At 38.5% G+C, this 11,205-nt stretch carries 14 protein-coding genes; 8 read left to right on the top strand and 6 right to left on the bottom strand.

The features are described 5' to 3' along the window. Nucleotides 1-471: 471 nt before the first annotated feature. The gene (locus ACTJJH_RS15950) at nt 472-1,032 is read left to right on the top strand and encodes a TetR/AcrR family transcriptional regulator (protein WP_274861358.1); all 561 of its coding nucleotides are present in this window, start codon (nt 472-474) and stop codon (nt 1,030-1,032) included. A 67-nt stretch (nt 1,033-1,099) separates the two neighbouring features. On the opposite strand, the gene ACTJJH_RS15945 is transcribed toward ACTJJH_RS15950, so the two are convergent. Further along, complete coding sequence (locus ACTJJH_RS15945; RefSeq protein ID WP_440601442.1) at nt 1,100-2,038, bottom strand: metal-dependent hydrolase; 939 nt, start codon at nt 2,036-2,038, stop codon at nt 1,100-1,102. A 322-nt stretch (nt 2,039-2,360) separates the two neighbouring features. After that, nucleotides 2,361-2,594 carry a DUF2171 domain-containing protein gene (locus ACTJJH_RS15940; protein ID WP_014206240.1) on the bottom strand — a complete coding sequence of 78 codons (234 nt, stop codon included), beginning with the start codon at nt 2,592-2,594 and terminating at the stop codon, nt 2,361-2,363. Nucleotides 2,595-2,843: 249 nt separating this feature from the next. On the opposite strand from ACTJJH_RS15940, the gene ACTJJH_RS15935 reads away from it, so the two are divergent. The 4 genes from ACTJJH_RS15935 to ACTJJH_RS15920 are packed head-to-tail and all read left to right on the top strand — an operon-like array spanning nt 2,844 to nt 5,854. Further along, nucleotides 2,844-3,857: an acyl-CoA dehydrogenase gene (locus tag ACTJJH_RS15935; protein ID WP_440601441.1), complete on the top strand. Its 1,014-nt coding sequence runs from the start codon at nt 2,844-2,846 to the stop codon at nt 3,855-3,857. Next, nucleotides 3,845-4,639, top strand: coding sequence for a PIG-L deacetylase family protein (locus ACTJJH_RS15930; protein ID WP_440601440.1), 795 nt, complete (start codon nt 3,845-3,847; stop codon nt 4,637-4,639). The genes ACTJJH_RS15935 and ACTJJH_RS15930 overlap by 13 nt, the downstream gene beginning before the upstream one ends. Then, nucleotides 4,614-5,213, top strand: a complete 600-nt coding sequence (locus tag ACTJJH_RS15925) for a class I SAM-dependent methyltransferase (RefSeq protein ID WP_440601439.1) — start codon at nt 4,614-4,616, stop codon at nt 5,211-5,213. The genes ACTJJH_RS15930 and ACTJJH_RS15925 overlap by 26 nt, the downstream gene beginning before the upstream one ends. Then, nucleotides 5,210-5,854: a glycosyltransferase gene (locus tag ACTJJH_RS15920; protein WP_440601438.1), complete on the top strand. Its 645-nt coding sequence runs from the start codon at nt 5,210-5,212 to the stop codon at nt 5,852-5,854. Before ACTJJH_RS15925 ends, ACTJJH_RS15920 begins: the two co-directional genes overlap by 4 nt. Nucleotides 5,855-5,858: 4 nt before the next feature. On the opposite strand, the gene ACTJJH_RS15915 is transcribed toward ACTJJH_RS15920, so the two are convergent. Next, entirely contained in the window at nt 5,859-6,221 is a 363-nt protein-coding gene (locus tag ACTJJH_RS15915; protein ID WP_440601437.1) for a DUF3592 domain-containing protein, read from the bottom strand. A gap of 242 nt (nt 6,222-6,463) precedes the next feature. Between ACTJJH_RS15915 and ACTJJH_RS15910 the strand changes: the two genes are divergently transcribed. Continuing rightward, on the top strand, nt 6,464-7,711 hold the full coding sequence (locus ACTJJH_RS15910) for a mechanosensitive ion channel family protein (protein ID WP_005070199.1): 1,248 nt from the start codon (nt 6,464-6,466) through the stop codon (nt 7,709-7,711). Nucleotides 7,712-7,783: 72 nt separating this feature from the next. On the opposite strand, the gene ACTJJH_RS15905 is transcribed toward ACTJJH_RS15910, so the two are convergent. Then, complete coding sequence (locus ACTJJH_RS15905; RefSeq protein ID WP_075382625.1) at nt 7,784-8,188, bottom strand: hypothetical protein; 405 nt, start codon at nt 8,186-8,188, stop codon at nt 7,784-7,786. 144 nt (nt 8,189-8,332) lie between these two features. Then, nucleotides 8,333-9,586, bottom strand: a complete 1,254-nt coding sequence (locus tag ACTJJH_RS15900; RefSeq protein WP_440601436.1) for an MFS transporter — start codon at nt 9,584-9,586, stop codon at nt 8,333-8,335. 111 nt (nt 9,587-9,697) lie between these two features. Between ACTJJH_RS15900 and ACTJJH_RS15895 the strand changes: the two genes are divergently transcribed. Both ACTJJH_RS15895 and ACTJJH_RS15890 read left to right on the top strand, forming a co-directional pair. Continuing rightward, the gene (locus ACTJJH_RS15895) at nt 9,698-10,144 is read left to right on the top strand and encodes a winged helix-turn-helix transcriptional regulator (RefSeq protein WP_440601435.1); all 447 of its coding nucleotides are present in this window, start codon (nt 9,698-9,700) and stop codon (nt 10,142-10,144) included. A gap of 85 nt (nt 10,145-10,229) precedes the next feature. Next, the gene (locus ACTJJH_RS15890) at nt 10,230-10,559 is read left to right on the top strand and encodes a hypothetical protein (RefSeq protein WP_016138707.1); all 330 of its coding nucleotides are present in this window, start codon (nt 10,230-10,232) and stop codon (nt 10,557-10,559) included. Nucleotides 10,560-10,897: 338 nt separating this feature from the next. On the opposite strand, the gene ACTJJH_RS15885 is transcribed toward ACTJJH_RS15890, so the two are convergent. After that, nucleotides 10,898-11,170, bottom strand: a complete 273-nt coding sequence (locus ACTJJH_RS15885; protein ID WP_440601434.1) for a hypothetical protein — start codon at nt 11,168-11,170, stop codon at nt 10,898-10,900. Nucleotides 11,171-11,205 lie beyond the last annotated feature (35 nt).

The following is an 11,205-nucleotide window of genomic DNA, read 5'->3' as shown; positions in this document are numbered from 1 at the left end:
TTTTAATTTTAACTCTTTTGAATGCTTCGGAATTGGCATAGAGCACACCTCATAAGTTTTAAAAGTCTAACTTATGGGGTGCAGTTCAGAACGGGAGGGGGACACCCACGGGTGTGCTGATCTTTTGGGTATCAGTCTGTCAACCTTCTCTCGTTTCGCCACCATTATTTGACAGTAATGTGGTGAAGCTTCTTTATACCCAAAGGAGTCCGCTATACGTACTATTTCTTCTTTATTGGCTTTTGCCAAAGTCTCTCTATTCATACCACTCGAGCAATCTATAAAGCGGTTCAATCGACTCTAGGTTTTCTACACCTTAAGAATCTAAAACACAGCAACTATAAAACTTGAGATAGGTCAGCACGCCATTTTGTGCGGCTTTTGCATGCCTGTTTTTAGCACTCATTTTAAGAGTAACGGCATTTCTATCTCATTTACATGCAACAAAAAATTATTCTAAGCGGTATATCTATGCCAAATTTACAATCTTCCTTTAAAGCATTAAAAGTGCTTCACGTAGCAAAAGACTTATTTAATCAATATGGGTTTCATAAAGTTGGTGTCGACCGAATTATTAGTGAAGCCAAGGTTTCCAAGGCCACTTTTTATAATGCCTTTCACTCAAAAGAACGGCTAATCGAGAGGTGTATCAGTTTCCAAAAAGACACGCTAAAAGACAAAGTGTTTTCCATTCTCTATTCTTACAATGAACTCATGGTGCTGGATAAACTTAAGCAAATTTATTTTTTACATGCGAGTTTAGAAGGGCCATATCATTTACCCTTTAAGGCATTGTTTGAAATTAAAAGAGTCTATCCCAAGGCCTATGGCGTTACCATTGAGTATCGAACTTGGCTCATCAATGAAATTTATAAACTGCTTTTAACTGTCAAAACTACGGCTTCGATTGAAGATGCTTACATGTTTTTATGTATGATTGACGGGGCGATGTTCCGACTTTTTGAAAAAAACAGCATTGATGAAAGCGTGCTAGTTCGATTGTTTCTTTTTAATCTGTGTCGGTCTAGATAACTCTTAAACGAAAGAAAGCCTCCCAAAAAGAGGCTTTACTTTGTATTGAAATAAGCGCTTAGCTTGATTACATAGGTTTTGCAGCCTGTTGTGCCATTCCTTCAAAATATTGAACTGCAGGCGAGCGAGCCATATAAGCTAAAGCTTGCTCGGTGTCTCCCTCATGAATTGGGTTAAATTTTGGTGAAGCCCATCTTAACGTCGCTTTCCACAAATATTTAATAGTCGGTAAGTTGTCTGAGCGAGTCGCAGTTTTTTCAAACTCTCGAATAATTTTGAAGTAGCCACGGCGCATCAATTTTTGAATATCTTCATGCTCTAAATCTTGCTTACCTAAACTACGGGCAAAGTCAGCAAGGAAGTAAATAAACAGTGGGAAAACCGCAGCCATAATCACTTGGCGCGACACATAAAACCCAAACTTGTTTGTTAAAAGGTGCTCAAATAAATCATAAGCAACACAGCGATGTTCAACTTCTTCAGCTAAATGCCAACGGAACAAATCTGCCATAGCAGGGTCAGCTTGGTCCCAAGATTTACTGTCCAGTGTCCACTGACCAATGGTTCCCGTAAAGTGCTCGATTGCAGCAATCACACCTACTCGGAAAAGTAACCAATATTCATCAAGCTTTTCGCCTTTTAAAAAGGGCATGCCGAGCGGTTTGTCACCCAATAAAATGTTAAAAACAAAATGGGCACGGTTGAGTGTTTCTTGAATGTCGTAACCATTTTCACGTAAGAAGTCCTGTGCTTTTTCATGCGCACGTGCATGAGCAGCTTCTTGGCGGACAAATCCAATCACTTCTTGTTTTAGGGTTTCATCGGTAATTAAGGGCAGGGTTTTATTAAACACACGGCAAAACCAAAACTCACCAGCTGGCAAGAGCATGTTAATGCCATTGGCTACATGCGAGCATAGCGGATCATTCGGCATCCAACAGACGGATGAATCGGTAAAATCGAAATGTACCTTTCTGGCTTTAAGCTGATGATTCCCTGTGATCATATACGTCACCTTATTCATAATTGTTCATTTAATGCGAATGCACAATTTTTAGCATTAAGTAAAAACGATCACCATGTGCTTAAGGGACAAAATGAACCACAAAAAGGTTTGTAGATATAAAAGCAGCTCCGTTAAAGACTAAGTGAATTTGAAATAAAACGAGGTTAAGTTTTATTTATTTTAAATATGAGATAAATAAAAAAAGGCTCCTTTATAAAAAGGAGCCTTAGTTTTAGATTATTAGTAATAAACTAATTTTATTTTATTAGTAAAAAATAGCTTATTTAAAAAAGCTAACTCTTTTATAGTTATATTTAGAAGTCTAGATCGCTTGCCACTGATCTTTAACTTCCTCTGAATTTTTATTCAGAATGACTTGGTCTTCTTTTACTTCCCCAATCCATCCTGTAGGAATAAGGTGATGTTGACCACTTTCGTCTCGGGTGAGCTTTAATTGGTTTTCACCTTCGAGGTGATCGACTGTTCCTACTTTAGTGCCACAAGAAGCAATAACATCTGCGTGTTTTTTAATATCATTAATATTTAAAGTGTTCATTTTAGACCTCTTCTGTAGAAATAGAAAAACGGTAAGAACTAAATTACTTTAAATAATGAACTAAATGTTGAGTTTTTAATAAACCTTACATGATCGGTTTATAAGTTCACTTAATGGGGGTATTTGAATAACAATGAAATAATTAGATATAAAACTAATAATATTTATCTTTTTATTACAATTTATATGTTTATTTAAACAGAAGTATTTAGATATGGTTAAATCAAGTCTTATAAATAATTATTTGCAATGAATATTAAAATACCTATAAATATGACGATATTAAGTATCTTGAGTGAATTTGAAGCTGCCTTAGCTGAAGAGAAAAGTAAGCTTCGTATAGATTTGCTCAATCAATTGGTAAGTTTAACTCACAATTTGCCTCACCCAGCTTCTGGCCAAACCTATCAACGTTGGCAACTTTTTGCTCAGATTGCTGGAGTCGACTTAAGTTTAGCTAAGCTTTTTGAGTCTCATTGCGATGCTTTAAGCATTTTGAGGGAATTAGATTATCAACAACAAATAGATGACCAGACTTGGGCAGTTTGGGCAGCAGACGGTGGACCAGCACAATTGCAAATAAAAGACAATCTTTGTAATGGCATAAAACCTTGGTGCTCTGGTGCTGAATTCATTGAAAAAGCTTTAATAAGTTATAAAGATCAGCAATGGCAAGCGCAGCTTTGTATTGTTGACTTAAGTCATCCATCCATTACAACCGATTTAAGCCACTGGCACGCTGTAGGCATGCACGCAACACAGACTGCACAAGTTCGTTTCGAGAATACGCCTGTTCAGATGGTTGGTCAGCCAAACAGTTATTTAAAACGTCCAGGTTTTTGGCATGGTGCAGCAGGTGTAGCGGCCTGTTGGTATGGTGCCGCCGTGCGTCTAGCTAACTTTTTGCAAGAAAGCTGTCAGGCAAATCCGAATCCTTATAAAAAATTGTATTTAGGTGAGGTCGCTCAGCAACTAGAAATCACTAAGCAGTATTTTCAATATGTTGCCAAGCTCATAGACCATAAACCAACGCTAAGTCATGAGCGCGAAATTCGAATATTGCGTGCCCAAACAGAACAATGCTGCCTGAGCATTATTGAGCGAGTAGGGAAAGCTTTAGGCGCACGTCCTTTTTGTGAAGATGCAACATTTGCTCATCTCATGGCAGATTTACCTGTGTTTATACGACAAAGTCATGCTGCTTTTGACTATGAACAAATTGCAGAACTCTGTGTGTCGGAGCAAAGCTTATGGGAACTTTAAAACATCCATTGGTTGAAGACCGCGTTATTTTTGGTGAGGGGACAGCCAAAGAACAATGGTTAAACGCATTTAAAGAACAACCGTTAGCAGCTTTAGATCTTGAGCTATTTCGCTCAAAAAGAGTGATAATTGTTGCGCCACATCCGGATGATGAAGTACTTGGCTGTGGCGGATTAATGCAGCAGCTGATTGCACTGAACTGCAAGATTTTGGTTTTAGCGGTAAGTAACGGCACCCAAAGTCATCCTAACTCTACAAAATATCCTCCAGATCAGCTTAATATTCTTCGCCCGCAAGAAAGCTTGGCAGCCTTAAATTGTCTAGGCGTAGCAGAGTCAACCGAGCATATAGAGCTTAATTTGTTAGATGGCCAGATCCATTTGCAAACCGAACAACTGTGGCAGAGTTTAGACAAGTTAGTTCAAGCCGACGATATTCTAATTTGTAGCTATGAATTTGATGGTCACCCAGACCATGAAGCCGTGGGTAAAACCGTACAAGCCTATGCAACCGCTAAGCAACTACTCTGTTTACACGTATTAATTTGGACTTGGCATTGGGCAGAGCCTTTAGACCCACGCATTGATTGGCACCGAGCAAAAGCCTACCGCTTAACCGAAGAACAGCTAACTAAAAAACATCAAGCAATTTTGCAGTTTAAAACCCAACTTGAAGCAGATGAAACTACGGGTAATGCCGCCGTTCTCTCTCCAAATGCGATTAAACGTCTTTTAATGCCTTATGAGGTTTATTTGAGTGATTCATTCTCGCATGTACTTTGAAGATTTATATCGTCATAACAGTGATCCATGGGGCTATGACTTTCATTGGTATGAAGCACGTAAAAGACAAATTTGTCTCGCGTTGCTGACAAGACCCCGCTACCCAAAAGTGTTGGAAGTGGGCTGTTCAAATGGACATTTAAGTTTTCATTTGGCGCAAAGAGCTGATGAGTTAGTGTGTATAGATGTCTCTGAGCGTGCTGTTCATTTAGCTTCCGAGCGGCTACAAGAGTTCGAGCATGTTGTGGTTGAAAACAGAAAAATACCCGAAGACTACTCGATTCAAAAATTTGACCTGATTTTAATTAGTGAGATGGCCTATTACTTATCGGCAGATGAACTGCATCAGTTTATTGAAAAGTTAAAGCATAGTTTAAATGATGATGGCGAGATTCTGTGTTGTCACTGGCGCCATGAAATTCAAGATTTTGAATTAAATGCAGAGCAAGTCCATCAAGCTTTTCAGCAACATTTTCCATTTCATCACTACCTCAGTTTAAACGATCCAGATTTTATGATTGATTTGTGGACGGCGAACACTTCCTCTTTAGCACAGCAGGAAAAACTAAGATGAAAATAGGTATCGTCATTCCAGCGCATAACGAAGAGTATTATCTATCGGCCTGTTTGCAATCTATTCAGGTCGCCATAGATAACATTAGTGGTTATGAGGTAGAAGTGCTTGTTGTACTCGATAGCTGTACAGACCAGTCGCGGTTGATTGTCCAAAGCCATCACATTAACTGGATTGAATGCAACTATGCATGTGTCGGCAAGGCGAGGGATTTAGGAATCCGTCATTTAATCGGGTGTGGTGTAACTTGGATTGCATGTACCGATGCAGACACCGTGGTGAGTCCTGATTGGCTGCGCTATCAAATCCAGCATCAACCAACAGATGCAATTTGCGGTACTGTAACGCTAGACGATTTTAGTCATCTCTCTATAACGAAACAGCAAAAATATTTAGCACACTATAAAGATGAAATGGACCACGCGCATATTCATGGGGCCAATTTAAGTTTTAGTGCAGAGGTCTATCTTTTGGTCGGTGGCTTTGAGCCGATTTCATGTCATGAAGATGTGTCTTTAATCAAAAAATTGATCAAGCATTGTTGCAATATTACTTGGAGTAATCTGGTACGAGTAACCACAAGTAGTCGTTTAAATGGGCGCGCCCCACAGGGATTATCGTATTTTTTAAATAATCTCTAATGACCTAAATCATCACTTCGCCCAATATCGAAATATTCTTTAAGTTTTTAGGGTCATATTTAATATTAATAATACTACCGACTTTATATTTATAGTGATCTTGCTTAGCAATAAGCACCTTTAGATTTTCAGTAATGACTTGGCCTTGCTCAGTTTGAAATTTCAATTTGACATAACATAAAGGGCGATATTCCACCTTAGCTAATGAGTCTTGAAAATATACGACCTCGGCAGAAGCAATCTTTCCTCGTTTATAAATCAAAAATCTTTGAACCTGACTTTTAAGAAAAAATGTCCAAACAATATAGATAAACAATAAGCTGAACCAGACTGTTCCAATAAAAGTCAAAAAATCAGAAAATTTCACTCACTCAAACCAGAATTATTCGTTTAACGCATTATTCTAAATGAACCGATAAGCCCGATCTAGTTTATATAATTGGTCTGAAACATAAGCAAATGAAGCTTTAAAATTAACGGATCATAATTAAATTTGGACAGGGTATATAACTTAGTTGTTGTATTTATGACTACATATGTAAACAAACCTTATGAGAAACGTTCTTAACCCCTAAAATTCTACAAAAGAAATTTTAAAGGTGTATAGGTTTGGATTTTTTAAATTTTTTCCGTGATATTCGGGGTGAGTTAAGTCAATATCCTTGGCTAGAAATGTTGGTTTCACTCACGATTTTGATTTTATTTGCTGCAATAGCAAATTTTATTGCCAAACGCATTATTGTTCGGGGCGTTCGTCATTTAGTCACAAAACTCAAATCACCAAATCAGTCTATTTTCGCTCAGCATAGCGTTATAAAGAAATTTGCAAATATTGTTCCTGCTGTTGTGATTATGAACGGCATTGCAACAGTGCCTCATCTATCTCCAAAGTTTATTGCTTTTGTAGAGATGGCAGCGCAAGCATTCATTTTTCTTACACTCGCGCTTACGGTTAGCGAGCTATTAAATATCTTTAATCTTATTTATCAGCGTAATCCAAAATCTAGAAACAAACCGATTAAAGGTTACTTACAACTGGTTAAACTCATTTTATTTGTTGTCTGTGGCCTTATGATTTTGGGGACCTTCCTTAAAAAGGATGTGTTCACGTTACTTGCAGGTTTTGGTGCAATGGCAGCGGTATTAATGCTGGTTTTCCAAAACACCATTTTGTCTTTGGTGGCGAGTGTACAAATTGCCTCTTATGACATGGTGCGTATTGGGGACTGGATTGAAATGCCATCACTCAATGCAGATGGTGATGTAATTGATATTTCACTGCATACCGTGACTGTTCAAAATTTCGATAAAACCTATACCACCATTCCAACTAATAAGCTCGTGACCGACACATTTAAAAACTGGCGTGGTATGAGCAATTCGGGTTGCCGTCGAATGAAGCGTTCACTTTTTATCGATCAAAGTAGCGTTCATTTCATGAGTGATGAAGAGCAACAAAAGCTCAAAGACTTTTTATTGCTAGATCAATACTTAAATGCAAAGAATTCTGAAATTGAAGAATTCAATAAGCATTTAAGCAATCAATCTCGTTACAACAAGCGCCGTCTAACCAATATTGGTACATTTAGGGCCTATGTAGAATTTTACTTGCGTCAGCACAAGGGTATTGCTCAAAATCAAACTATTATTGTTCGTCAATTACAGCCGACCAGCCAAGGGTTGCCGCTAGAGATTTATGCATTTACCAACACGATTGCGTGGGTTTCTTATGAAGCAATTCAGTCAGATATTTTTGACCATTTAATTGCAATTCTTCCCGAGTTTGGTTTACGTGTTTACCAAGCACCTTCGGGTCATGACTTGCAAAGATTGACGGCAGAAATTCATCCAAGTTAAGTTTTAGGCTGCTAAACGAATTTTAAAAAGCTCCCAGACGGGGGCCTTTTTACTCATACTCTTCACAAAAGATTATCCGGCAAACCAAATATTCTGATGATCACACATGGGGCTCAAATGTTTAATGCGTAAATTGTCTTGCTCAAAATTACCAATATTTCCAGTAATATCTAATATGCCCCCTAAGCCGATCTGCTGGCCTTTATAACTTAAAGTGTTTTTTTCAGCATCCCACTGAGCGCTATGTTCTGGAAAGACAATGAGTATATCTTTCACATAAAGACATCCTTGCTTTAACTCCAAGTTTCCTTTTAAGCGTGCTGAACCAGAGAAACCATCGTACTGATAGGCTGGGAGTTTCACAGCATTTGTACTGTCGTTTGCTTCTTGCTGGTGGCATCCTGCAACAAGGGCAAATACAACCGTGTAAAGCAATTTATTATTAATACCCAATTTTGTTCCTATAGGGATTTGCATATATTTGATAGTAATTGTCTAAAGTTGCATATCAATCTTTAGATTGTTAAAGAAGATTTCATTCTATTACCGCTCGAACTTAAGATTTAAAGACTAAACTTTCTTATTCATGGGCTTATAAAACTTTGGATTATTATATTTTATTTATTTATATATTGTTATCTTTTCATGAGTGATTTGAGGCACGATATGACGTGTCATCCACCAAAATAATAGAGCCAAGAAACTTACACCTGCACCGAGTGCACACACGCCAAGCCAACCAGCATAAGCATAAGTCGCTGTTGTGCTGATTGCACCCAATCCACTACCTACTGCATAAAAGAGCATGTATAGACCAACAAGACGGCTATGCGCTTCTGGACGAGTACGAAAAATCATACTCTGGTTGGTCACATGCAAAGCTTGCCCACCTAAGTCTAGTAATACGATGCCAATCACAAGTGCCCAGAGCGAGTAGGCCATGAGTGAAAGCGGACCCCATGCGAGCAGTAATATTAACAGTGCTGCCAAGCTTGTACGCTGAGCATATCCACGGTCTACCCAGTAACCCGCACGTGCAGCAGCCAGAGCACCTACAACTCCGACGAGTCCAAAAGACCCAATTACAGTATGCGAGAAGCTATAAGGCGGGGCACTTAACGGCAGTACTAATGCGCTCCAGAAAATATTAAATGCCGCGAACATGAGTAAAGCTAACACACCGCGCACTTGTAGCACTTTTTCTTGGCGTAGTAGTTTTAACATAGAGGCTAGAAGCTGCGGGTAGCGCATGGCACTAGGTTGAATATTTAAATGAGGCAGACGTTTCCAAAGCGGCAATGCAATCATGAGCATGATGATAGCTGCGCAGAAGTACACGCCGCGCCAACCCGCCACATCACTAATTCCCCCTGAAAATACACGGGCAAGCAGTAAACCAATGAACACACCACTTTGTGCAGTACCAACTACATGTCCTTGCTCATGTGGGAGAGCAGCACCAGCAGCATAGGCGATAAGCCCTTGGGTCATGGCTGTGCCAAGTAAACCTACCGCAAGCATTCCTGCCAAAAGAATAATCGTAGAATGGGCAAAGCCAACTGCTAGCAAAGCAAATATTAAGGCTAGTAACTGTAGAGCCATTAATCGACGTCGGTTTACCAAATCACCCAACGGCACTAAAAAGATTAAAGCTAGGGCACAACCTATTTGAGTGGCTGTCACTACACCACCAATGGCGGCATGACTAACATTAAAGTCTCTTGCCAAAATGTCGAGCAAGGGCTGCGCATAATAGACATTTGCTACGCTTGCACCACTAGCAATCGCAAATAGCAAAATTACGCCACGAGGCATGCTTGAAAGCGGTTTATCACTTTCAGTGGTTGAGGTTGAAGATGCAAGAGAAGCTTTCATTGTCCTAAATCCAGTTAATCTAGTTTTAAAATGCAACTAGTTGAATGTTAGATCGACTAGTTTTAAAATGCAACTAGATAACTTGTTGCTGATGATTGGTAAGGAAACTCAATGGCGAACTCTACATTGATAAAAAATGAACCTTGTCCTGTTGCGCGCTGCGTCAATCTCATAGGAGATCGCTGGTCACTGCTTATTGTGCGTGATGCTTTTGATGGAATGCGCCGTTTTGGAGATTTTCAGCGCAGCTTAGGCGTTGCACGAAATATTCTTTCAGATCGACTGAAAAAATTAGTCGATGCTGGTGTTCTTGAACTACAAGATGCTTCGGATGGCACGGCTTATCAAGAATATGTATTGACCAATAAAGGGGAGAGTTTGTTCCCAGTGATTGTGGCTTTACGACAATGGGGAGAGCAAAACCTATTTGAAAGTGGTGAGCGCCATTCTCTGTTAATTGATAAAACTACAGGACAAGAAATTCCATTTATGGCACCAGTCGCGGCAGATGGAACAGTGCTGAGAGCTTCTAATACTCAAGTGCAAAAGGTGAAATAAAAGAAGAGAAAACAAAAATAACCTTTTTTAACTTAAATTTGCAGAGATTAGTTGATAACCTTGCGCGTCAAATTAAGGTGAGATTATGAGATTTATATTCCTCTTTATCAGCGCAATTTCAATTCAATGTTATGCAGCATCAGAAGCAATGGAACTTCATTACTGTGAAACTGTGAAAAAAGCAGCGAGTGGCGTAATGGATGCTAGACAACATGAAGTGCCAGCTAAAGAGTTACATGACATCGCCAATCATCTTGAAGAGCAACAAGCCAAACAACTTTATCAAGAGCTTATCAAATCTGCATATTCTTCAAAGCTATTTGAAGACCCTCTTATCAAATCAAAAGCTGTCGAGAATTTTCAAACCACTTGGCATGAACAATGTTTGGCAAAAGAATTAGCTAAAAATATTTGAGGGTTGAATTGAAATATAGTTAGCTGGCAGATGATAAAAAACTATTTAATTAGCTTCTGAACGTCCAATTCTCTGAAATTACTGCAAGTAGTTGCAGAATGAATGTGCGAGCAGAATTTAGAAAGATAGATTTTAATGGCCGTGAAATAGTGAAGCTCTATTCTTTAATAGTTGGTTATTGACTTAGCTGAGTTATTGTTTGAGTAAAGAGAGGCTTTTTTTACGTTCTTATATTGCCGTATAAAAAGCACTCAGAGCTTTTCCGTGATAATTATTAAAGAGGATATAAAATTCAAATTTTACATAAATATCTGAAAAATTAATTCGGATAAGATCTTTTAAAGATTATCTTTTAACCAGTGTGAACCTTTAGAATTAAATCCTTTCCAAGCAGCTACACTAGTAAGTCCTGCTACGAGAAGTTCATCATCCTCATCAATATATGGCGAAAGAAGATCTCTAATTTCAATAGTAGATTTTGTGGATTTAATAATCCATGTTGAATCTAAGTGATGCCACCAGATACCTGAAATTTTCTTAATTTGATTAATTAGGCCACTATAATCTTTACCAGATTTATTAAGATCATAACCTATCATATATGAATTCACGATAAATACTCCTTTTAGCTGTTTAAATTGCTTGA

This window comes from Acinetobacter sp. 22301 (genome assembly GCF_052045285.1).
In the GTDB taxonomy this organism is placed as follows: domain Bacteria; phylum Pseudomonadota; class Gammaproteobacteria; order Pseudomonadales; family Moraxellaceae; genus Acinetobacter; species Acinetobacter pittii.
The sequence above is the reverse complement of the archived record's forward strand: the minus strand, read 5'-3'. Positions and strand labels throughout refer to the sequence as shown.

Excerpts from the sequence above, each read along its gene's own strand:
- ACTJJH_RS15935 (WP_440601441.1), top strand. The coding sequence starts at position 2,844 with ATGAATATTAAAATACCTATAAATATGACGATATTAAGTATCTTGAGT.
- ACTJJH_RS15940 (WP_014206240.1), bottom strand. The coding sequence starts at position 2,594 with ATGAACACTTTAAATATTAATGATATTAAAAAACACGCAGATGTTATT.
- ACTJJH_RS15920 (WP_440601438.1), top strand. The coding sequence starts at position 5,210 with ATGAAAATAGGTATCGTCATTCCAGCGCATAACGAAGAGTATTATCTA.
- ACTJJH_RS15930 (WP_440601440.1), top strand. The coding sequence starts at position 3,845 with ATGGGAACTTTAAAACATCCATTGGTTGAAGACCGCGTTATTTTTGGT.
- ACTJJH_RS15895 (WP_440601435.1), top strand. The coding sequence starts at position 9,698 with ATGGCGAACTCTACATTGATAAAAAATGAACCTTGTCCTGTTGCGCGC.
- ACTJJH_RS15950 (WP_274861358.1), top strand. The coding sequence starts at position 472 with ATGCCAAATTTACAATCTTCCTTTAAAGCATTAAAAGTGCTTCACGTA.
- ACTJJH_RS15900 (WP_440601436.1), bottom strand. The coding sequence starts at position 9,586 with ATGAAAGCTTCTCTTGCATCTTCAACCTCAACCACTGAAAGTGATAAA.
- ACTJJH_RS15905 (WP_075382625.1), bottom strand. The coding sequence starts at position 8,188 with ATGCAAATCCCTATAGGAACAAAATTGGGTATTAATAATAAATTGCTT.
- ACTJJH_RS15890 (WP_016138707.1), top strand. The coding sequence starts at position 10,230 with ATGAGATTTATATTCCTCTTTATCAGCGCAATTTCAATTCAATGTTAT.
- ACTJJH_RS15945 (WP_440601442.1), bottom strand. The coding sequence starts at position 2,038 with ATGATCACAGGGAATCATCAGCTTAAAGCCAGAAAGGTACATTTCGAT.